The organism is Streptomyces sp. NBC_00102 (genome assembly GCF_026343115.1).
Lineage (GTDB): Bacteria > Actinomycetota > Actinomycetes > Streptomycetales > Streptomycetaceae > Streptomyces.
The window spans coordinates 421,566-441,995 of sequence record NZ_JAPEMC010000001.1; the positions used below are offsets into that span (position 1 = coordinate 421,566).

The 20,430-nt window shown below is 73.9% G+C and carries 15 protein-coding genes; 6 read left to right on the forward strand and 9 right to left on the reverse strand.

The window, feature by feature from the left end; translation table 11 throughout:
* Window positions 1–407: 407 nt before the first annotated feature.
* On the forward strand, window positions 408–857 hold the full coding sequence (locus OHA55_RS01920) for a PTS glucose transporter subunit IIA (RefSeq protein WP_266702137.1): 450 nt from the start codon (window positions 408–410) through the stop codon (window positions 855–857).
* 75 nt (window positions 858–932) lie between these two features.
* Window positions 933–2,603 carry a phosphoenolpyruvate--protein phosphotransferase gene (ptsP, locus tag OHA55_RS01925; RefSeq protein ID WP_266702139.1) on the forward strand — a complete coding sequence of 557 codons (1,671 nt, stop codon included), beginning with the start codon at window positions 933–935 and terminating at the stop codon, window positions 2,601–2,603.
* A 73-nt stretch (window positions 2,604–2,676) separates the two neighbouring features.
* Here the strand turns inward: ptsP and OHA55_RS01930 are convergent, their stop codons facing one another.
* Both OHA55_RS01930 and OHA55_RS01935 read right to left on the reverse strand, forming a co-directional pair.
* Window positions 2,677–3,639, reverse strand: coding sequence for a hypothetical protein (locus OHA55_RS01930; protein ID WP_266702141.1), 963 nt, complete (start codon window positions 3,637–3,639; stop codon window positions 2,677–2,679).
* 128 nt (window positions 3,640–3,767) lie between these two features.
* Window positions 3,768–5,744 (reverse strand): acetoacetate--CoA ligase, encoded by a 1,977-nt coding sequence (locus OHA55_RS01935; protein ID WP_266702143.1) that lies wholly within the window; start codon window positions 5,742–5,744, stop codon window positions 3,768–3,770.
* Window positions 5,745–6,005: 261 nt separating this feature from the next.
* On the opposite strand from OHA55_RS01935, the gene OHA55_RS01940 reads away from it, so the two are divergent.
* Complete coding sequence (locus tag OHA55_RS01940; protein ID WP_266702145.1) at window positions 6,006–8,114, forward strand: TIM-barrel domain-containing protein; 2,109 nt, start codon at window positions 6,006–6,008, stop codon at window positions 8,112–8,114.
* 45 nt (window positions 8,115–8,159) lie between these two features.
* Here the strand turns inward: OHA55_RS01940 and OHA55_RS01945 are convergent, their stop codons facing one another.
* A complete protein-coding gene (locus tag OHA55_RS01945) occupies window positions 8,160–8,696 on the reverse strand; it encodes an NUDIX domain-containing protein (protein ID WP_266702147.1) in 537 nt (178 codons plus the stop codon).
* Between the two features lie 60 nt (window positions 8,697–8,756).
* Here OHA55_RS01945 and OHA55_RS01950 point away from each other — a divergent pair, with 60 nt between their 5' ends.
* Together OHA55_RS01950 and OHA55_RS01955 are read left to right on the forward strand one after the other, a co-directional pair.
* Window positions 8,757–9,566, forward strand: a complete 810-nt coding sequence (locus OHA55_RS01950; RefSeq protein WP_266702149.1) for a M15 family metallopeptidase — start codon at window positions 8,757–8,759, stop codon at window positions 9,564–9,566.
* An 82-nt stretch (window positions 9,567–9,648) separates the two neighbouring features.
* A complete protein-coding gene (locus OHA55_RS01955; RefSeq protein ID WP_266702151.1) occupies window positions 9,649–10,014 on the forward strand; it encodes a DUF962 domain-containing protein in 366 nt (121 codons plus the stop codon).
* Between the two features lie 66 nt (window positions 10,015–10,080).
* Here OHA55_RS01955 and OHA55_RS01960 read toward each other — a convergent pair whose 3' ends face one another.
* From OHA55_RS01960 to OHA55_RS01980, 5 genes are read right to left on the reverse strand one after another with little or no spacing between them, the layout of a single operon-like run.
* A complete protein-coding gene (locus OHA55_RS01960; protein ID WP_266702152.1) occupies window positions 10,081–10,389 on the reverse strand; it encodes a hypothetical protein in 309 nt (102 codons plus the stop codon).
* 41 nt (window positions 10,390–10,430) lie between these two features.
* Entirely contained in the window at window positions 10,431–11,036 is a 606-nt protein-coding gene (locus tag OHA55_RS01965; RefSeq protein WP_266702154.1) for an ATP/GTP-binding protein, read from the reverse strand.
* Complete coding sequence (locus OHA55_RS01970; RefSeq protein WP_266702156.1) at window positions 11,017–11,454, reverse strand: DUF742 domain-containing protein; 438 nt, start codon at window positions 11,452–11,454, stop codon at window positions 11,017–11,019. The genes OHA55_RS01965 and OHA55_RS01970 overlap by 20 nt, the downstream gene beginning before the upstream one ends.
* A gap of 9 nt (window positions 11,455–11,463) precedes the next feature.
* A complete protein-coding gene (locus OHA55_RS01975) occupies window positions 11,464–11,907 on the reverse strand; it encodes a roadblock/LC7 domain-containing protein (protein ID WP_266702158.1) in 444 nt (147 codons plus the stop codon).
* Window positions 11,904–14,651, reverse strand: coding sequence for a nitrate- and nitrite sensing domain-containing protein (locus OHA55_RS01980; RefSeq protein WP_266702160.1), 2,748 nt, complete (start codon window positions 14,649–14,651; stop codon window positions 11,904–11,906). The genes OHA55_RS01975 and OHA55_RS01980 overlap by 4 nt, the downstream gene beginning before the upstream one ends.
* A gap of 498 nt (window positions 14,652–15,149) precedes the next feature.
* On the opposite strand from OHA55_RS01980, the gene OHA55_RS01985 reads away from it, so the two are divergent.
* A complete protein-coding gene (locus OHA55_RS01985; protein ID WP_266710386.1) occupies window positions 15,150–15,572 on the forward strand; it encodes a hypothetical protein in 423 nt (140 codons plus the stop codon).
* A 77-nt stretch (window positions 15,573–15,649) separates the two neighbouring features.
* Here the strand turns inward: OHA55_RS01985 and OHA55_RS01990 are convergent, their stop codons facing one another.
* Window positions 15,650–20,377 carry a hypothetical protein gene (locus OHA55_RS01990; RefSeq protein WP_266702161.1) on the reverse strand — a complete coding sequence of 1,576 codons (4,728 nt, stop codon included), beginning with the start codon at window positions 20,375–20,377 and terminating at the stop codon, window positions 15,650–15,652.
* Window positions 20,378–20,430: the final 53 nt, after the last annotated feature.

Below are 20,430 nucleotides of genomic sequence, written 5' to 3' on the forward strand. Positions count from 1 at the left end.
TTCGTGTCCGATTCCCGGTCGAAGCGGGTCAAGCGATTTTCGCTTTCCAGTTCTTCGCTTTCGCGTTTCCCTTTCCGGCGAGTCCGACTCTACCAGGCAATTCCTTTCCCTTTGACCCGGCCCCCGCGGACATGCGGAAGCCCGATCCGGGCACGATTTCACAGAGGAGTCGCCACCAACCCCGGAACTCTAAGTCGCGGTGGGGCCAGGCAGATCTACGACATTACAGCCTCGCCGGGAGACGAGGCAAATCGCTCCCGGCACGCTTCTACGTCAGCCAAACGGGACATCTCGTGCAGAATCACTACTTAACATGACTTACCCTGCTGAGGAGTACGCCGCCCCGCGAGAACAAGCGGGGGCGGCCGTCGAGCAGGCAGGTCCCAGCTCCACCTCCCGGAGGCACCATGACCCACGTGACGTCCCCCCTCAGCGGACAGGCCATCGGACTGGCCGCGGTCCCCGACCCGGTCTTCTCGGGCGCGATGGTGGGGCCCGGCACGGCCATCGACCCCGTCCGGGAGCCCGGCGAGGCGGTGTCACCGGTCGACGGCGTGGTGGTTTCCCTGCATCCGCACGCGTTCGTGGTGGTGGACAGCGAGGGACATGGAGTACTCACGCACCTGGGTATCGACACGGTCCAGCTCAACGGTGAAGGGTTCGAGCTCCTCATCAACAAGGGCGACACCGTCACCCGCGGCCAGGCGGTCGTGCGGTGGAACCCTGTCGACGTCGAAGCCGCGGGGAAGTCCCCCATCTGTCCCGTCGTGGCCCTGGAGGCCACGGCCGACTCCCTTTCGGACGTGCAGGAGTCGGGCGAGGTGAAGGCGGGCGGCGCTCTCTTCGGCTGGCAGTGACCCTGCTCCTTCCATGACGAGCCAGTCGGACGCACACCGCGGGGGTTCCACCGCCGCACAACCGGGACGGGTGAAATGGAGACAACGCTGCGAGGCGTCGGCGTGAGCCACGGGGTGGCCATCGGCGAGGTCCGGCACATGGGGACGGCGGTCCTGGAACCGCCGGTCAGGCAGATTCCGCCGGAGGAGACGGAACGGGAGAAGGGGCGCGCCCGCCAGGCGGTGGAGGCCGTCGCGGCCGACCTGATCGCGCGCGGCAACCTCGCCGGCGGCGAGGCGCAGGGGGTGCTGGAAGCCCAGGCGATGATGGCGCAGGACCCCGAGCTGATGGCCGACGTGGAGCGGCGCATCGCCGAGGGGAGCACGGCCGAGCGTGGTCTCTACGACGCCTTCGCCGCCTACCGCGCGCTGCTGGCCAACGCCGGGGAGTACCTTGCGGGCCGGGTCGCCGACCTCGACGACGTACGCAACCGGATCGTGGCGCGGCTGCTCGGGGTGCCGATGCCTGGGGTGCCGGACAGCGACCGTCCCTACGTGCTCATCGCGCGGGACCTGGCTCCGGCCGACACCGCGCTGCTCGATCCGGCGCTGGTACTCGGCTTCGTCACCGAGGAGGGCGGGCCCACCAGTCACAGCGCGATCCTGGCGCGGGCGCTCGGGGTACCGGCCGTGGTCGCGCTGCCGGGGGCGGGTGAGCTGGCCGAGGGCGTGACGGTGGCGGTCGACGGCGGCACCGGCGAGGTGTTCGTCGAGCCCGGCGCGGAGAAGAGGGCCTGGCTGGAGAGCGCGGAAGCAGCACGGAAGGCGGCGCTGGCCGCCTCCAGCGGACCGGGCGCCACGTCGGACGGGCACCAGGTGCCGCTCCTCGCCAACATCGGCGGCCCGGGTGACGTGCCGGCGGCGGTGCAGGCTGGGGCGGAGGGCATCGGGCTCTTCCGTACGGAGTTCCTCTTCCTGGACGACAGTGAGCAGGCGCCCTCCGAGGAGAAGCAGGTCGCGGCCTACCGCGCCGTGCTGGAGGCTTTTCCCGAGGGCCGGGTCGTCGTCCGGGTGCTCGACGCCGGAGCGGACAAGCCGCTGGCCTTCCTCACCCCCGCCGACGAGCCGAACCCGGCGCTCGGGGTGCGAGGGCTGCGCAGCCTGCTGGACCATCCCGATGTCCTGCGCACTCAGCTGACCGCGCTGTCCAAAGCCGCCGAGGGGCAGACGGCCCGGCTGGAGGTCATGGCGCCGATGGTCGCCGACCGCACCGACGCCAAGCACTTCGCCGACGCCTGCCGGGAGGCGGGGCTGCGGGCGAAGGTCGGGGCGATGGTGGAGATCCCGTCCGCCGCGCTGCGGGCCCGTTCGGTGCTCCAGGAGGTGGAGTTCCTCTCGCTCGGCACCAACGACCTGGCGCAGTACACCTTCGCCGCGGACCGGCAGGTGGGAGCGGTGTCGCGGTTGCAGGACCCGTGGCAGCCGGCGCTCCTGGACCTGGTGGCGCTGTCGGCGGACGGGGCGCGCGCCGAGGGCAGGAGTTGCGGGGTCTGCGGCGAGGCCGCAGCCGATCCACTGCTCGCCTGTGTGCTGACCGGGCTGGGGGTCACCTCGCTCTCGATGGGCGCGGCCTCGCTCCCCTACGTACGGGCGGCGCTCGCGCGGTACACGCTGGCGCAGTGCGAGCGTGCCGCCGCCGCGGCGCGGGCCGCGGACTCCGCGGAGGACGCCCGGACCGCGGCCCGGGCGGTGCTGGAGGGCGCGTAGGAGCGCCGCGGGCGGCGCGACGAGCAGGGGCTTCCCGCGTGGGCGGCGGGGAGCCCCTGCTCGTGTGCGCGGGTCAGTGGTGGGGCCGGGGTTCCTCCGCTCCGATGTCGAATCCCGCGCGGTAGTCCACGCCCGGTTCGGGGCCGACCGGTTCGCCGGTCCCCGCGTCGGTGCAGTAGGCGGAGAACACCTCACCGGCGGTCAGCGGGAGGAGGCTGCCCCGGTCGAGCCGCCAGCCGTGGACACGGTCCGGTGCGTCGGGGGTGCTGGTGCGCAGGACGACTCCTCCGGGTGCCTCCAGTGCGACCCCGACCGCGAGTACGGTCGCCAGCTCGGTCCCTTCGGCGGGCGAGAGAACGGGTGGGCGTCCGCCGTCCTGGCGGGTGTGGAGGACGGCGAGGAGGCGGTCGTCGGTGGAGCGGATGGAGCAGACGATGTGGTGAGTGCCCGCGCCCGCGGCTTCCAGCAGTCGGAGCAGCAGGTGCGAGGCCCGGTCGAAGGCGGCCCCGCCGATGTCCTGGCCGCAGTCCGCGCACGCGCCGAGGTCGGCCAGGAGCACGGTGGCGTACTCCCAGGTCGCGCGGCGCACGACGCGGGAGACGAGGAGCGGGAGGAGCCGGTCCAGCGGCTGGCCGGTGTAGGGGACGGTGGCGCCGGAGGCCGCGATCTCGGCCGTGAAGCGGGTGCGGGCGTCGGCGCTGTCGGGGTCGAGCCGGTGTTCCGCGCAGAACGCGCCGAACTCCGCCGGGTCGAAGAGCGCGAGGCTGGTGTGGAGCCCTTCGGCCTCGAACCCTTTCAGCATGCCTTCGACTTCGCGGAGGTAGGTGGTGTGGTCGTCGAACGGGAAGGTGCGGTACGTGCGCATCGCCGCGAAGTCCTGCGGGTCGACCAGGACACCGACGGTGCCGGGTACTTCGCGGCGCAGGGCGCGGCGGCCGGCCCGGGGCCGCCGGTTCGGCGGGGCCCCGGTGTGCCGGGTGCGGCGGGTGGTGCCGGTCGAGCGGTCGGAGCGGTCGGTTCGGTCGGTGCGGTTCATGAGTGGTGCTCCCCCTGAGTACGGTCGGACTGCGTGCTCGATCTGTGAGGCCGGCCTGTGCGGCCGACCCGCGCTCACTCAGCGTAATCAGGGGGTCTGACAACGGCCCGTTCCGGTGACGGGCCGTGTCAGTGGCGGGTGTGGGCCAGGTCGGCGTAGAAGCGGAGGAGGCCGATGTCGTCGATGGAGCCGGCGTTGACCGCCTTGTCGAGGGGGGTTCCCTGGAGGAGCCGCTTGACCGGGACCTCGATGCGCTTGCCGGTGAGGGTGTGGGGGATGCCGGGCACCTCGATGACCTCGTCGGGTACGTGGCGCGGGGAGAGGTTCTCGCGGAGGGTGCGCGCGATCGCGGTGCGCAGCCTGTCGTCGAGCACGGCGCCGTCGGCGAGGTGGACGAAGAGCGGCATCCAGTAGCCGCCGTCGGGCTGTTCGATGCCCACGACGAGGGATTCGCGGATCTGCGGCAGCCGTTCGACGGCCTCGTAGATGTCCGCGGAGCCCATCCGTACGCCCTGGCGGTTGAGGGTGGAGTCGGAGCGGCCGTGGATGATCACGGAGCCGCGTGGGGTGAGGGTGATCCAGTCGCCGTGGCGCCAGACGCCGGGGTAGGTGTCGAAGTAACTGTCGTGGTAGCGGCTGCCGTCGGGGTCGTTCCAGAAGCGCAGCGGCATGGAGGGCATGGGGGCGGTGACGACGAGTTCGCCGACCTCCCCCAGGTGCGGCTCGCCCTCGGCGTCCCAGGACTGGAGGTCGGTGCCGAGGCAGGCGGCCTGGAGCTCACCGATGTGGACGGGGAGGGTGGCGACGGCGCCGGCGAAGCAGCTGCAGACGTCGGTGCCGCCGCTGACGGAGGCGATCCACAGGTCGTCGGTGATCTCGTCGTGCAGCCACCGGAAGCCGTCCGGGGGCAGCGGCGAGCCGGTGGTGGCCACGCACTGCACGCGGCTGAGGTCCAGGTCGCGGCCGGGGTGGGCACCGGCCTTGCGGCAGGCCATGACGTAGGCGGCGGAGGTGCCGAAGAAGGTGGCGCCGGTCTGTTCGGCGACGCGCCACTGGGCGCTGATGTCGGGGTGCCCTGGGCTGCCGTCGTAGAGCACGACGGTGGTGCCGGTGAGGAGGCCGGAGACGAGGAAGTTCCACATCATCCAGCCGGTGGAGGTGTACCAGAAGAAGCGGTCTTCGGGGCCGAGGTCGCAGTGGAGTCCGAGTTGCTTGTAGTGCTCCAGCAGGATGCCGCCCTGGGACTGCACGATGGCCTTGGGCAGTCCGGTGGTGCCGGAGGAGTAGAGGACCCAGAGCGGGTGGGCGAAGGGGACCTGTTCGAAGCGGGGTTCGGTGTCGCCGCCGGTGAGGTCGGCCCACGCGAGGGCGCCGTCCGGGGCGGGAGTGCCGAGCAGCGGTACGTGGACGACGGCGCGCAGGGTGGGGAGCTCGCGGCGGAGTTCCGCGACGGTGGCGGTCCGGTCGTGTTCCTTGCCGCCGTAGCGGTAGCCGTCGACGGTGAACAGGACGACGGGCTCGACCTGCTGGAACCGGTCGAGGACGCTGCGGGCGCCGAAGTCCGGGGCGCAGGAGGTCCAGACTCCGCCGACCGCGGCGGTGGCGAGGAAGGCGACGACGGCCTGGGGGATGTTCGGGAGGTAGCCGCTGACCCGGTCGCCGGGGGTGACGCCGAGGGCGCGCAGCTCCGCGGCGAGGGAGCCGACCTGGCGGCGGAGTTCGGACCAGCTCATCACCGCCTGGGCCTGCGTCTCGTCGACGTGGAAGAGCGCGGGGGCGTCGGCGCGGAGCGGATCCTCGGCGGTGCGCAGGGCGTGTTCGGCGTAGTTGAGGGTGGCGCCGGGGAACCATTCGGCGCCGGGCATGGAGCGGCTCGCGAGGGCGGTCTCGTACGGGGTGGAGAACCGGATGTCGAACCATTCGGCGACGGCGCGCCAGAAGGTGTCGAGTTCCTCGACGGACCAGCGGTGCAGGGCCGGGTATCCCCCGTCGGCGGGGGCTCCGTGGTGTTCGGCCGCCCAGCTCTGGAAGCGGGTGACGGCCGCGGCGGCGACGCGTTCGGGGTCGGGCTGCCAGAGGGGTGCTTCGTCGGCTGCTGAGGTCATCGGGCGGCTCCTGGCTGACGGGTGCGCGGGGTGGGCGTCCGGCGCTCACGGGCAGGGGTGGTGCGCGCGAGCGGCCGCCCGTGAGGACGATGCCATGTGATCGTCCCCGGCACCAGGGTCGGCCGGGCGGGTTCGCGGCGCGGTGGTCCTCGGGCGGGCGGGGCTGCCGCGGCGGGGTGTTCGTGTACGACTGCCGGGCCTCGGGTGAACGGAAGTTGAACGAAATGATCGTCCGGTTCGACTGATGGCAAGGTGTGCGCCATGGACGGTCATGACCTGGTGCGCTCGGTGAAGTTGATGGGTTCGGTCGGTGGCATGCGGACGGCGTGGAGGTCGTGGCGGGGGGATTCGTGGGCTCCGCGGCAGCGCGGTCCGGAGCTGGCCAGGGTGCCCGGACCACTGCTGGGGGCGGAGCCGGGGCCGGGGGGCGGAGTGGTGCGGTTCGCCCGTTCGGAGCTGAGCATCCGGGTGGCGGCGGGCGGGGCGGTGTTCTGGGCCTGGGACGGGGCCGGGCGGCTTCCGTCGTACGGTCTGCCGGGTACGGAGCCCGCGCCCGATCCGCGGGCGCGGCTGGAGCCGGGCACGGACGGTGGCTGGCAGGTGGTGTCGGAGCGTCTGACGGTGTCGGTGGCGCGCGACGGGGCCGTGGAGTTGCGGACGCCGGGCGGTGTCCGGCTGAGGCGGGAGCTGCCGCCGCGCTGGTGGGAGACGGCCGGCGGGGGGCCCGTGCGGTGGGTGCAGCGGGCGGAACTCCCCGCGGACGCGCGGTTCTTCGGGCTCGGCGGGCCGCCGTCGGGCCCCCGGCTGCGGAGCGGTGCGTACCCGCTGGGCGCGGCGGACACGAGAGGTGCGGGGCGGGCCGGCCGGGCGGAGGGGGCGGCCGGGAACCTGTCGGCACCGGTGTTGCCGGTGCAGTTCGTGGTCTCGGACGCGGGAACGCACCTGGTGTTCTACGACAGCTCCGGGACGGGGCGGATGACCATCCGTGAGGGTGAGGAGGGCGCGGGCTCGGGGCACGACCGGCGGGGCGGGAGCGAGGTCAGGGTGGACGGCGGGCCGTTGCGGTGCTGGGCGGTGGCGGGTACACCGGCCCGGGTGCTGCGGGGCTGGACGGCTCTCACGGGTGCTCCGGCGCTGCCGCCGCCGTGGGCACTGGGGCCGCAGCTCGCCGTGGAGAACGGGGAGGGCGAGCGGGAGGTGCGGAGGACCGTGGCCGGACACCGCGACCGCGGACTGCCGCTGAGCGCCCTTCATCTGGTCGGTGCCGAGGGGGACGTCGGGCCGGCCCCGGTGGGCGGTTCGTCGGGGACGGCCGGTCTCGCCGGGCTCGCGGCGGAGTTGCGGGCCGAGGGGGTGCGGCTGGTCGCGTCCGGGCCGGTGCGGCGGGAGCCGGTGGACGACACGGCCGCGCCGGAGGGGCCGGTGGTCGTCGGTGCCCCGGGAGAGGGATCGCCGGCTCTGGTCCCGCGTGATCCGGCGCAGCCGGTGCCCGCGGTCCCGCGTCCCGGGGAGCGGCCCTTCCGGCTCTCGTCCGCCGTCCGGGCCGGTGCGCAGCGGTACGGCGGCGTCGTGACCGGTGGCGGGGAGGACGGCTGGCCCGGGCTCGGGGCGGTGCTCGCCTCGGTCGTCGGGCTCGGTCTGTGCGGGGTGCCGTACGCGGGTCCGGACCTGGGTCCGTACGAGGACTCGGACTCGCCCGAGCTGTATCTGCGCCGGCTCCAACTGGGTGCGCGTCTGCCGTTGTTCCGTCTTCGGGCCGGTTCGTGCGCCGGTGGGGTCACGGAGGGGCGGGAGCCCGGGGAGGAGGTGCTGGGGCATGCCCGGGCGGCGCTGCTGGAGCGGGAGCGGCTGGGCCCGTACTTCGTGACGCTGGCGTACGTGGCGCGGCTGACCGGTGCGCCGTACGTACGGCCGGTCTGGTGGGACGCGCCCAGGGACCGGGGGCTGCGGGACTGCGAGGACGCGTTCCTGCTGGGTGACGGGCTGCTGGTGGCGCCGGTGCTGGAGCCGGGCACGGTCCGGCGGACGGTCCGGCTGCCGCGCGGGCGCTGGTACGACACGGTGACGGGCCGGTCGTACGAGGGGCCGGGGCGGGTGACCGTGGAGGCCCCGCTGTCGCGGATTCCGGTGCTGGCGCGGGCGGGGGTGGTGCTTCCGGTGCGCGGCGAGGACGGCGGGACGGAGCTGGAGGCATGGGCGCCTCGGCCGGGGCGCCGCGGTGGCGGTGTGCTGGTGAGGAGCTCCGCATCGGGGCGGGGGAAGCCCGTGGTGGAGCGGTTCCGTACCCGGTGGGAGGGCGGCGGGGTGGTGGTGGAGCGGGACGGCCATGCCGGGGCGGTGCCGTACCCGGTGCGGGTGCGGGGCGTGTGACGGGGGCCGGCGCCGACCGCCCGGCGGGAATGGTCGGACACGGCCCTAGCGGTAGCGGCCCTCGAACCAGGCGCGGGCGGCCTCGGTGTGCAGGGGGAAGGCGAGTTCCCGGGGGGCGCGCAGCACCTCGTATCCGGCGGTCTCGTCGGTCGGCGCGGAGGGCGGGAGCCGGTCGAGCGGGCGGGCCGGGAGGAGGCCGAAAAGGAGCAGATGGCCGTCCGGCGAGCTGAGCGCGTCGGCCAGGTCCACCTGGTCGGCGGCGGCCTCGATGCCGGTCTCCTCGCGGAGTTCGCGGACCACGGCGTGCCGCCAGTCCTCCCCGTGGTCGATGAAGCCGCCGGGGAGGGCGAGTCCGCCGAGGCGCGGCTGAATGGTGCGGACGATGACGACGAGGCCCCCGCCGGCGTCGTCGGTGACGGGGAGCAGGGCGACGGCGACGGGGAGCGGGTTGCGGTAGGCGGTCGTACCGCAGGCGGCGCAGGGGCGGGGCCAGGCGCCGGCGTGGCGTACGGACGCGGCGTACGGGGCTCCGCAGGCGGCGCAGTGGGAGTCGGGTACGGGCGGGGTGGTGGGCTCGGACACGGGCCGGACTGTATCCGATCGCGCTTCCCCCGGGAGCCGGAAACTGATAGCGATGTGCACATGACAACAAGGACCGGTATCACCCCGCGCATCCTCACCGCCGCCGCCGCCGCCCTGCTGGCCACGACCGCGTCCGCCCCTTCGGCGTGGGCGCGGCCCGAGCCGAAGGCACCGGAGGGCTTCGTGACGCTGCGCTCCGTCGATCCCACCATCATCGAGGAGATGCGGTACGCCACGGCGCACGACTTCATGGGCGTACCGGTGGACGGGTACCGGCAGCCGGTGTGCGTCGTGACCCGCCCCGCCGCCGAGGCTCTGCACCGGGCGCAGACGGCACTGCTGCGCAAGGGCTATTCCCTGAAGGTGTACGACTGTTACCGGCCGCAGCGGGCGGTGGACCACTTCGTGGGCTGGGCGAAGGACCTCGACGATCAGGCCATGAAGGAGGAGTTCTACCCCAGGGTGGACAAGTCGCGGCTGTTCGAGGACGGTTACATCGCCGAGAAGTCCGGGCACAGCCGGGGCAGCACCGTCGACCTGACGCTGGTGAGGCTGCCGGCCGCGCCGACGAGGGCGTACCGGCCGGGCGAGCCGCTCTCCCCCTGCTACGGCCCCCGCGACGCGCGGTTCCCCGACAACTCGGTCGACATGGGCACGGGTTACGACTGCTTCGACACGCTCGCGCACACCGACGATCCGCGTGTCCAGGGCGCCCAGCGGGCCAACCGGCAGCTGCTCAAGGGCACGCTCACCGGCCTCGGGTTCGTCAACCTGGCCGAGGAGTGGTGGCATTACACCTTCACGCCGGAGCTCTTCCCGGACACGTACTTCGACTTCCCGGTGGACCGGCGCTCCGTCGGGGGCCGCTGAGGGCGGGCGGTCCGGCGCTCGTACGGAACCGCTGGGGCCGCGGGGCGTTTCCCGGCGGGGCCGGAGCCGTTACCTTGCCCCTATGACGCAACGGACGTTCGACTCGTACGAGGAATTCTGGCCCTATTACGTCGCGATGCACTCCAAGGCCGCGACCCGCTGGGTCCATCTGACCGGGACGCTGACCGGACTGGCCCTCACCGCCTACGGGCTGGCACGGGGCCGGAAGCGGTACGCGGCCGCACTGCCGCTCATCGGGTACGGGACGGCGTGGCCCGCGCACTTCCTGATCGAGGGCAACAACCCGGCCACCTTCGGCCACCCGGTCTGGTCGCTGCGCGGGGACGCGCAGATGATCCGGACGATGCTCGCCGGGCGGGACGCCGAGCTGGCGGAGACGGCCGCGAAGTGGCTCGCGGAGAACGCGGAGGGTCCCGCCGCGGGGTGAGAGGCGCGCGGGAAGGGCCGGGGTCGCCCGCGGCCGCCTCGCCGGACCGGCCCCGCACGGTCGTGGTCAGTGGAGCCGGCACTCCCAGGGCTGGATGTCCGGCTCCCCCGGAGGCAGTTCCCCGGTGCAGTACCGGTGGAGCCAGGCCGCGGCCCGGCGCTCCGCGTACTTCTCGTTGACCGGTTCCCCCCGCTCGTCCAGTTCGAGGACGTTGGTGAAGATCGCGAAGCAGATCTCCATCTGGGAGGGCGACTCGCGCAGTTCGTCCCAGTAGTCGATCCCGTCCAGCGTCGGATGGCCCGGCGAACCACGCGCGAGCCATCCGGCGAAGCGTCGCAGGGCACCTGAGGCGCCATGACCGATGTGCGATGACATGCCGAGAGACTAAGGGCTGTCCCGTCGGCCCGGGGGATTCCTCAGGTGCCGGCCGGCTCCCGGAGGCGGCCTGTGCGGGCCACCGCGTGTTCGACGAGCTCGACCAGGACGTCGCGGACCGAGGACCGGTCGCGGGCGTCGCAGAGCAGGACCGGGGTGTCGGGTCCGAGGTCGAGGGCGGCCCGCACGATGCCGGTGGGGAAGATCTCCGCGCCCTCGAAGCAGTTGACGGCCACCGCGAAGGGGATCTTCCGGCGCTCGAAGTAGTCGACGGCGGCGAAGCACTCTTCCAGGCGGCGGGTGTCCGCGAGGACGACGGCGCCCAGGGAGCCCTGGGCCAGCTCGTCCCAGAGGAACCAGAAACGTTCCTGCCCGGGGGTGCCGAAGAGGTAGAGCACCAGCTCCTCGCGGAGGGTGATCCGTCCGAAGTCCATCGCCACGGTGGTGGTCCGCTTGGTCTCCACCCCGGCCGTGTCGTCGACGGGCCGCCCGGCCTCGGTCAGATGCTCCTCGGTGCGCAGCGGTCTGATCTCGCTGACCGCGCTCACCATCGTCGTCTTGCCCACCCCGAAACCGCCCGCCACCAGGATCTTCAGGGTGACGGGCGCGACGGCCCGCTTGCGGCGGCTAGAGCGCCCGAAGGCCATTGATCACCTCGCGCAGAAGGTTCACGTCCGGCAGTTCGGCCGGCGGAACGGGTCGGGTCACCTGCACCAGTTCCTCCTCGACGAGATCGGCCACCAGCACCCGTACCACCCCCACGGGGAGGTCCAGGCCGGCGGCGAGTTCGGCGATCGACTGGGGTACGGCGCAGCAGAGTTCGACGATCTCCACGTGCTCCGGGGAGAGCGCGGCGTCTCTGTCCGGATCGTCGGCGGCGGGTTCGGGGACGACGACGGCTATCAGGTCGAGCCGGAGGCGGACGGCGCCGCCGGTGCGTCCCCGGGTCATCGCGTACGGGCGTACGACCGGCCCCGCGTCCGCGTCGAACCAGGGCAGGGGCCGGACGCCGGAGGCGGCGGACGGCGAACCGGGGTCGGTGTCCCGGGCCGGGTCTGCGCTCATGCCACCCCCTCACCCTCCGGCTGGTGTACCGGACGTACGGGGTGCGTTGACCAGGTGGGCCCCCACGCGCTTGACCATGAGCGTCATCTCGTACGCCACCTGGCCCACGTCGGAGTCCGCGGCGGCCAGTACGGCGAGACAGCTTCCGTCCCCGGCCGCGGTGACGAAGAGGAACGCCTCGTCGAGCTCCACGACCGTCTGGCGCACCTGGCCGGCGTCGAAGTGCCGGCCCACGCCCTTGGCGAGGCTGTGGAAACCGGAGGCGACGGCGGCGAGGTGTTCGCCGTCCTCCCGGCTCAGGTCCCGGGAGGTGCCGGTGGCGAGTCCGTCCCGGGACAGGACCAGGGCCTGCCGGATGCTGGACACCCGGTCCACGAGTTCGTCGAGCAGCCAGTTGAGTTCGCCGGACCCCCTGCGTTCGGAGTCGTGTGCGGCGGCGTGCGGTGCGGTCATCGACCGTCCCCTCCCGGTGGTGTTCCTGCCTCCGAGCCGCCCGTGTCGGTCGGCTCGCCTGCGTTCTGCCGGCGCCCGCGCTGCCAGCCCCGCTGGAGCGAGGCCATGCGGTCGCGGACCTGTTCGGCCTCGCGCTGGATGTCGTCGCCCTCGGCCGCGGGGGCCTCCTGCCCGCCGCCGCCCTCCGCCTCCTCGCGGAGCTGCGGTACGAGGCTCGCCTGGCGGATGCGCCGGGGCAGGCCGCCGACGGTGTCGTGGACCCGCACCGTCACGGGCTCGGCGTCCGGCTGCGGGGGCACGGCGGCCGGGGTCCGTGGCGGGACCGGGGCGCGGGGCGGCAGCGGTGCCCCGGCCGCGTCGTCCGTCCGGGGGACCGAGCGGGTCGGGCCGCCGGACCTGGGGGCGCCGATGCGGCGGCCGTGCTCGGCGACGAGGGTCGGGGGCGTACGGCGGGGCAGCGGTGCCGGTCCGTCGAACCGCATCGGGTGGACGGGCGGCGGGGGGCCCTCGTGCTCGTCGCCCGCCTGCTGGTGCTGTTCCGGTCCGTCGCTCCGGCGCTGTTCACGGGGGCGGAAGAGGCCGCCGCGTTCGCTGTCGCTGTCCTCCAGATCGCCGAGGCCGCCGAGGACGGGGGCGAGCGCCGGGTCGAGCGCCCGGTCCCGGGCGCGCTCGAAGGCGGCGCGCTCGCGGGGGCCCATCGGGGCCTCCAGTTCGACGGGTCCGTCGATCGGGGAGCCCGGGGCGGGCGGGAGCGGCGAGGGCGTGGCGGGGGGCGTCCGCTCGGAGCGCGGCCCGGGCAGGGCGCGCTCGCTCCTGCGGTCGAGCCGGAATCCGGTGCCGTGGGTCTCCGGTGCCTCGGTGAGCAGGTTGGCGGGGATGAAGACGACCGCGGTGGTGCCGCCGTACGGGGATTTCTGCAGCGAGACCCGGACCTTCTGGCGCTGGGCCAGGCGGCTGACGACGAAGAGGCCGAGGCGGTCGGTGTCGGAGAGTTCGAAGTCGGGGGTCTCGGCGAGCCGGAGATTCGCGTCCAGCAGGATCTCGGGGGTCATGCCGAGTCCGCGGTCGTGGATTTCGAGGGTGAAGCCGTTGGTGACACGGTCCCCGTGCACCTGTACGCCGGTGTGCGGCGGGGAGAACGCCGTGGCGTTCTCGAGGAGTTCGGCGATCAGGTGGGTCAGGTCGGCGACCGCCGGTCCGCCGACGCCGATGCGCGGGAGTCTGCGGACCTCGATCCGCTCGTAGTCCTCCACCTCGGCGACGGCGGCGCGCACCACGTCCATCAGCTGGACCGGCTTGCGCCACTGACGGGACGGGGCGGCGCCGGAGAGGATCACCAGGCCCTCGGCGTGCCGGCGCATGCGGGTGGTGAGGTGGTCGAGGCGGAAGAGGTCGGCGAGTTCCTCGTCACTCTCGGTGCGCCGCTCCATCGCGTCCAGCAGGGTCAACTGGCGGTGCAGGAGGACCTGGTTGCGGCGGGCGAGGTTGACGAAGACCTCGGAGACCCCGCGCCGCATGTCGGCCTGTCTGACGGCGGCTTCGACGGCGGCCCGCTGGAGGGTGTTGAGCGCCTGGCCGACCTGGCCGATCTCGTCGGGTTCGTAACTCAGGTGCGGGGCCTCGGTCTCGACGTCGATCCGCTCCCCCGCGGCGAGCCGGCGCATGACGCCCGGCAGGCGTACGCCCGACGCCTCGTGGGCCTCTTTGCGGAGCCGGGAGAGGTCGCGGACGAGCTCGCGGCCGATCCGTACGGAGACGAAGACCGAGACGAGCAGGGCCAGGAAGCCGAGGACCCCCGAGACGCCGGCGAGGGCGAGTACCCGGTAACCGGCGGGTTCGGCGCGGTCCTGGAAGCGGTTGGTCATCTCGGTGTAGTCGTTGGCGAGCCGGTCCAGCACGGGGGGCGCGGCCTGCTGCCACCGCGCCGAGTCGATGCCCGCCCGGTCGCGTGCCTCGCCGCCCGCGATGAGGCCGTTCTCGGCGGTACGCAGGGGTTCGGTCTCGGGGCTGGCCCAGAACCGTTCGACGCGCAGGCGTTCGTCGCTGGGGAGCATGTCCAGGTTGATCTGGTAGAGCAGTTGCCGCTGGGCGACGAGGGCGGCGACCTGGCGCAGATCGGCGTCGGTGAGCCGGGAGGTGAGGAGGCCGGAGGCGACCAACGCGTCCTCGCGGGAGAGGAGTTCGCGGGCGCGGGAGACGCCGACGAGGGCGCGGACCTGTTTGTCCAGGGAGACGTGCTCCATGGTGCGCAGGCTGTTCAGAAAGCGGTAGGCGGGGTCCACGAGCCGGTCGTAGAAGTCCATCGCGCGCAGCCTGGTGATGCCGCGGTTCTCCACGGACCGGCGGAGCGCCGGGAGGCCGTCGGCGGCGCTGAGCACCGCGTCGAGACGGCCCTGGGCGTCGGTGCTCAGTTCGTCGCGGATGTCGTCGCGGGCGGCGCCGCTGCGGATCTCGGCCACCGTCCGGTCGGTGACGGCCTGTTGGCGGTGGAGCAGCGGCAGGGCGTCGGAGGCGCGGGGGTCGGCGAGGAAGACGAGGGTCTGGCGGCGTTCGTCCTGGAGGGAGCGGACCGCCTGTTCCAGCGGATGGCCGACCTTCTCGACGATGGATCCGGCGTCCATCATCTGGCTCGCCTGGCGCCCGGTCACATAGGTGGCGAACGCCCAGAGCGCGGTGAGGGAGACGAGGGGCACGAGAAGCAGTGCCGCGATCTTCCTGCGGATGGACTTCCCGCGAAAGCGCATGGCCTCCCCCAGCTCGACCCCCGCACACGGAGGTGTGTCCGTCGGTCCCGCCTCTGCGAACGGCGCGAGCCTACTACTGACACTCTGACAACTCGAAGGACCGTCCGGGCGATTTTCGGCCTTCCCGCACGGAGTTGACGCGAATCAGTCCCGCAATTCCGGACGCGGAACTCGGTGTTACGCATAAAAACACACGCCCGACACGCGGAAATCCAGTACCGGACACTTGGCCTGAATGACGTGTTTCGTGACCCCCGAGCGGGCGAATCGTTGCCAACTCACGGGAATCTTCGTACCCACGTATTCGCCCATGCGTACGGGGCAGGAGTCACGCCGGAGGCCGGTGCGGCGGGACGGCAGGGTTCGCCGTGCGGACGGCCCGGCCGGTCCGCGTAGAAGGGCGGCAAGCCGGGCAGTCACCCTCAAGTCGGTCAGCGGTGGGGAGTTGAAGGTCCTTTGAGCACTCGGGAACGCCGGGGAGCCGCGTCGTCGGACGCCATGCCGGTGCGGGACGCGCGGGTACCCCGGCAGTTGTGGGTGGAGGAGCCGGCGGTCCGCAGACGGATGCCCGATCCTGTCCGCACGGCGGCGGTGCGTGCCGTGATGATCGTGTCGCTGACGCTCATCCAGGCCATGGTGGCTTTCCTCTGCACCCTGACGGGATCCTTGCTCGCCTTCCCGATGGTGCTCGGCGGAGTGGCCGGCACGGTCGGGGCGACCTGGGCGGTGCTGGACGTCTGGGTGACCCGCCAGGTGTGGAACCAGCGGCACGGTGTGGTGTCGGTGCCGAGCAGCACCGCGCGCCTGATACGGCGCGAACGCAGGCGCTCCCGGCGCGCGGAGCGCCGGGCCGCGCGCGACGACGCGGCGGGCATAAATGGGCACGCGGCGGGGGGCGGGGGCCGGCTCTCGCGGGTGTGAGAGCCGCGGCCTTTTCGTACCGGGAGCTCCGGTCCTCTTCGCGTCGAGGACCGGGGCTCCCTGTGCGTACCGCGCGGTCAGGCGGTGGCCTGCTCCGTGCTCCGCTTGAACATCCGGGTGGCCGTGATCTCCCCGTGCACGGTCTCGCCCTCCGGGTCCTGCTGGGGCAGGCCCGGCCGCAGGTGCTCCTCGACGCTGATGTACTTCAGACCGGCCCGCAGGTCCGCGTCGTTGCGGAGCCTGATCACCAGCGGGAACTCGGCGAGCGCCGTCGTGTCGAACAGTCCGGTCGTGTAGAGCAGCTGGACGCCGAGCGCGTCCGAGACCGCGCGCTGGAGCTCCAGCAGGTACGTGGCGTTGGCGCGGCCGATGGGGTTGTCCAGGAAGAGGGTTCCGGCGTGCCGGTGCTTGTCGCGGCCGCGGTCGTTGCTCCGGAGGGCGGCCATGGTGCAGTAGAGCGCGATGGCCGCGGTGAGCAGCTGGCCGCCGGAGAAGACGTCCCCCATCTGTCCGACGGGTACGCGTTCGGCGCGGAGCACCGCGTCGGGCTTGAGGATCTCCACGGCGATGCCCTTGGGCCGCAGCGCCGCCTCCACCCCGCGCAGCAGCAGGGACATGCCGTCGCGGCGCAGGTCGGCGTTCTTCTTGAGCGCCGAGTGGGTCGCCTCGTCGATGACCTCGCCGAGGCGCTCGCTCAGCGTGGCCTGGTCGGGTTCCTCGAAGCGGATGCGGAGGAACTCCTGGCCCGACCACTCCCCCAGTCCCTCGGGCAGCCGGGAGAGCCGCTGGGCGGAACGCAGGGTGGCGAGGGCGGACTCCACCAGGCCGCGCAGCCGGTCGACGATGGAGTCGCGGTTGCGTTCCAGCTGGGCGAGTTCGTCGGTGAGGACGCGGAGCCGGGGGGCGAAGGCGTCGGCCCACTTCTGCGCATGCTCGGGCAGGGCGGAGGCGGGGAGTTCGCGGATCTGCTGGCGGGCGGGGGTGCGTACCTGCTCGTAGCGGGTGGAGTTGGCGTGGCGTACGAGGATGTCGCTCGCCTCCCGGACCGCGCCCTCGGCGGCGGAGAGGTCGGCGGCGCAGCCGCGCAGGGAGCGGCGGGCCTCGGCGGCGGAGGTCCGGGCCTCGTCGAGGGTGCCGGGGTAGGGCTCGGGGCCGTCCTCGTCGTCCTCGGTGGCGTGGTCGCGCAGGAGGTCCCGCAGCAGGGCCGCGGTCTCGTCGAACCCGCCCGCGGAGTCCTCGGCGGTGCGGTGGGCGTGCAGCAGCTCGGCGTGCGCGGCGCGTGCGGTGTCCAGCGCCGCCGTGGCGGCGGAGAGTTCGCCGGTGGCGGTACGGAGCAGGGTCTGGGCCGCTTCGGCGTCGGCCGGGACGAGTTCCTCGGGCAGTTCGGTGTGGTGCGGCGACTCGTCCTCGGGGGCGAGGCGTTCGGCCTCGCCGCGCAGCCGGCCCAGCTGCTCGCTGGCGGTGGAGGCGCGGGTTTCCAGGAGCTGGACGAGCGATTCGGCGCGGGCCGCCGCCGCCTGCCGGGAGGGGCCGTCGGCGCCGTCGGTGCCTTCGAGGAGCTGGGCGGCGCGGGTGCGCACCTTGTTGCTGAGGCGGTCGAGTTCCTGGAGGGCGGCGCTCTCGTCGCTCTCGGCACGGTTCTGCTCGGCGCGCAGGTCGGCGCCGACGCCGACCTTCTCGTACAGCTGGGAGGCGGCGCGGTAGGCCTCGCGGAGGGTGGGCAGCGCCTGGCGGGCGGTCTGCTCACCGGGCTCGGGCAGGGTCTCCGGGGCTCCGGCGATCTCGGCGCGTTCGGCGCGCAGGGCGCGGGCGGTGCGGCGGGCGTCGTCGGCGGCGCGCTGGGCGGCCCGGCGGTCCTCGTCGGCGGCGCGGGCGCGCTCCAGCCAGGTCTGCGCGCGGGCCTCCGACTCGGCGGCCTCGTCGACGAGTTCGCGGAGCCGGATCTGCCAGCCGGCGCGTTCGCGGAGCCGGTGGGCGAGACCGGCCAGGGCGTCGGCGGCGCGGCGGGCGCGCTGGGCGGCTTCCTGGCGTTCCTCGCGGACCCTGGCGGTGTCGGCGGCTGCCTCGTCGGCCTCGGCGCGGGCGGTACGGGCCTCGGCGAGGGCTTCCTCGGCGGCCTCGGCTGCCGTCCGGGCGGTGGCGGCGGCGGTGGCGAGTTCGGCGAGCATGCCGGGCGGGCAGTCGGCGCGCCAGGCGCCGATGCGGGCGGCGAGGGCGCGGTCGCCGGCCAGCCGGGCGGCGAGGGCGCGGATGTCCTCGTCCCGGTCGGCGGCCCGGGCGCGCAGGGCCTGGCGCTCCTCGTCGGCGGCGAGTTCGTCGTGCATGGCCGGGTTCGGCGGGACGAGGAACACCTCGTCGTCGGCGTTGCCGCCGGCCGTGTCGGGCACCGGGGCGAGGAGTGCGGCGGCGGTGCCGACCGCGACGGTGGAGCGGGGCAGCAGGGCCGCGCCGCCGAGGACCTCGCGGGCCCGGCCGTGGGCGCCCGGGTCGGTGATCACGACGCCGTCGACGAGTTCGGGGCGGGCGGCGAGTACGGCGGCGTGGTCCGCGGGGTCGACGGCCTGGGCGAGGTAGCGCCAGCCGGGCAGGGCGGGGATGCCGTGTTCGCCGAGGTACTCGACGGTGGCCAGGACGTCGGGGCCGGGCGGCAGCAGTCCGCCGTCGCCGAGGGCGCCGAGGATGCGGGAGTCGTCGGCGGCGGCCGTACGCAGGTCGAAGAGGCGGCGCTCGGCGGTCGCGATGCCCTGGTCGAGCAGCTCGCGCAGTTCAGCGGCGCTGCGGTCGAACTCCTCGGTCGTCAGGGCCCGGGTGGCGGTGCGGCGGTCGGCCAGGGCGACCTGGCGGTCCGCGCCGTGCGGGGCCGTGTCGCCCTCGCCGGGGGTGCGGCCGCCGGCCGGGGCGGTGGTGGACCGGGGTTCGTCGGGGCCGGCGCCGCTGCGGGGCTGCGGGACTCCGGTACCGGCGGGGAGGCCGAGGAGGTCGGCGAGGCGCTCTTCGGAGGCGAGGGCCTCGGCGGCGGCGCGCTCGTCCTCCCAGGACTGTTCGGCGGCCCTGGCGGCGTCGGCGGCGCGGGCGGCGGCGAGTTCGGCGCGGCTCTCGGCCGCCGCGGCCTCGCGGGCGTGGTCGGCACCGGCGCGGGCGGCGTCGCGGGCGGTGTCCCAGGCGGCGACCGCGGCCTGTTCGGCGTCGCTCGCGGCGAGGGCGGCGCGGGCCGGGTCGGCGTCGGGGGCGGTGTCGTCGAGCCAGCCGGCCCGGACGGCCTCGGCGGTCTCCTGCTCGACCTCGGCGAGGCGTTGGCGCAGGTGGCCGGCCTCGCTGCGGGCGCGCTGGGCCTCGGTGGCGGCGGTGGTGGCTTCGCGGTGGGCGCGCTCGCCCTCGGCCTGGAGGGTGTCGGAGCGCTCCTCCTCCTCGTTGGCCACCCGTTCGCCGTCCTCGGCGGCCGTGTGCAGGGCGCGTACCAGGTCGGCCGCGGCGGTGGCGCGGGCGGCGAGCGCGGGGGCGGCGTCGCGTTCGGCCTCGCGGATGGCGACGGCGACGCGTGCCGAGCGGTCGGCGGCGGCGCGGTGGCGCAGCACGGCCTCGGCGGCCTGCCAGGCGGAGTACAGGGTACGGGCGTCGCCCAGTTCGCGGCGCTGGGCGGCGGCGGCCTTCTCGGCGGCGGCGAGCGCCAGGGAGGCGTTGCGGTAGGCGAGTTCGGCGGCGACGAGGGCGCGGTTGCCCCGGGTGCGTTCGGCCTCGGTCACGGTGTGGGCGGCGGCGGTGACGTGCTGGGCCAGCTCGGCGGTGCGGCCGCGCTCCTCGGTGGCGCGGGTGGAGAGGCGGCGCGCGAGGGTGCGGGTGCGGCGTTCGGCGCCGGCGTGGACGTCACGGCTGCGGGAGCGGGCGGTGGTGGCTTCGACGATCCGGCCGAGGAGGTCGGCGGAGCCGGCGGTGAAATCGCGTTCGGCGGTGAGTTCGGCGCGCCGGCCGAGCTTGTTGCCGAAGCCGGCGACGAGGTCGGCGAGGCCGTCGGTGTCACGGGTGTCGGTCACGGCCCGCAGCAGCAGGTCGGTGAAGTCGGAGTCCTTCTTGACCGCGAAGAGTCCGGCGGCCTCGCCCTCGTCGGCGTTCATCTCGCGCTGGTAGCGGAAGAGTTCGGGGTCGAGTCCGAGGTCGCCGAGGTGTTCGTTCCACCGGTCGTGGATCTCTTCCCAGTGCACGTCGAGGTGCTGGTAGAACTTTCCGGCGTCGGTGAGGGCGTCGCGGAAGCCCTTCATGGTGCGGCGCCGTCCCCGCGCGCCGGAGGCGCCTTCGGCGGGGCGGCCGACGGCGGTGGCCTCGGCGACGGGGAGGTTGTCGAGGCTGAGCCCGGGTCCGGGGCGGAAGGAGTACCAGGCTTCGGCGAACCGGCGGGGGTCGTTGGAGACCTGGTGACCGCGCCACTCGCTGACCTTGCCGACGACGACGCATTCGCCGGTGAGGGTGTGCTGCCACTCCAGGGCGACGTGCCCGCAGTCGTCGGCGAGCAGGAACTTGCGGAGCACGCCGGAGCTGGCGCCGCCGAGGGTGTTGCGGTGGCCGGGGAGCATCACCGAGAAGATCAGCTTCAGCAGGACGGACTTGCCGCCGCCGTTCTCCAGGAAGAGGACACCGGCGGGTGCGGGCCGGCGCGGCGGGCCGACCGGTTCGTCCTCGAAGAACTCGGCCTGCGCCGGGGCGGGTTCGGGTACGGGCGCTCCGACGCCGCGCAGATCGAGAACGGTGTCGGCGTAGCGCGCACCGGCCGGTCCGATGGAGTAGAGGCGGACCCGGGACAACTCGTACATGGCGGCGGACTCTCGTCGTTCGTGAAGCGGAACGGGCAGATCAGGTGGGAAGT

Excerpts from the sequence above, each read along its gene's own strand:
- OHA55_RS01920 (WP_266702137.1), top strand. The coding sequence starts at position 408 with ATGACCCACGTGACGTCCCCCCTCAGCGGACAGGCCATCGGACTGGCC.
- ptsP (WP_266702139.1), top strand. The coding sequence starts at position 933 with ATGGAGACAACGCTGCGAGGCGTCGGCGTGAGCCACGGGGTGGCCATC.
- OHA55_RS01930 (WP_266702141.1), bottom strand. The coding sequence starts at position 3,639 with ATGAACCGCACCGACCGAACCGACCGCTCCGACCGCTCGACCGGCACC.
- OHA55_RS01935 (WP_266702143.1), bottom strand. The coding sequence starts at position 5,744 with ATGACCTCAGCAGCCGACGAAGCACCCCTCTGGCAGCCCGACCCCGAA.
- OHA55_RS01940 (WP_266702145.1), top strand. The coding sequence starts at position 6,006 with ATGGACGGTCATGACCTGGTGCGCTCGGTGAAGTTGATGGGTTCGGTC.
- OHA55_RS01950 (WP_266702149.1), top strand. The coding sequence starts at position 8,757 with ATGACAACAAGGACCGGTATCACCCCGCGCATCCTCACCGCCGCCGCC.
- OHA55_RS01955 (WP_266702151.1), top strand. The coding sequence starts at position 9,649 with ATGACGCAACGGACGTTCGACTCGTACGAGGAATTCTGGCCCTATTAC.
- OHA55_RS01960 (WP_266702152.1), bottom strand. The coding sequence starts at position 10,389 with ATGTCATCGCACATCGGTCATGGCGCCTCAGGTGCCCTGCGACGCTTC.
- OHA55_RS01965 (WP_266702154.1), bottom strand. The coding sequence starts at position 11,036 with ATGGCCTTCGGGCGCTCTAGCCGCCGCAAGCGGGCCGTCGCGCCCGTC.
- OHA55_RS01970 (WP_266702156.1), bottom strand. The coding sequence starts at position 11,454 with ATGAGCGCAGACCCGGCCCGGGACACCGACCCCGGTTCGCCGTCCGCC.
- OHA55_RS01975 (WP_266702158.1), bottom strand. The coding sequence starts at position 11,907 with ATGACCGCACCGCACGCCGCCGCACACGACTCCGAACGCAGGGGGTCC.
- OHA55_RS01980 (WP_266702160.1), bottom strand. The coding sequence starts at position 14,651 with ATGCGCTTTCGCGGGAAGTCCATCCGCAGGAAGATCGCGGCACTGCTT.
- OHA55_RS01985 (WP_266710386.1), top strand. The coding sequence starts at position 15,150 with ATGCCGGTGCGGGACGCGCGGGTACCCCGGCAGTTGTGGGTGGAGGAG.
- OHA55_RS01990 (WP_266702161.1), bottom strand. The coding sequence starts at position 20,377 with ATGTACGAGTTGTCCCGGGTCCGCCTCTACTCCATCGGACCGGCCGGT.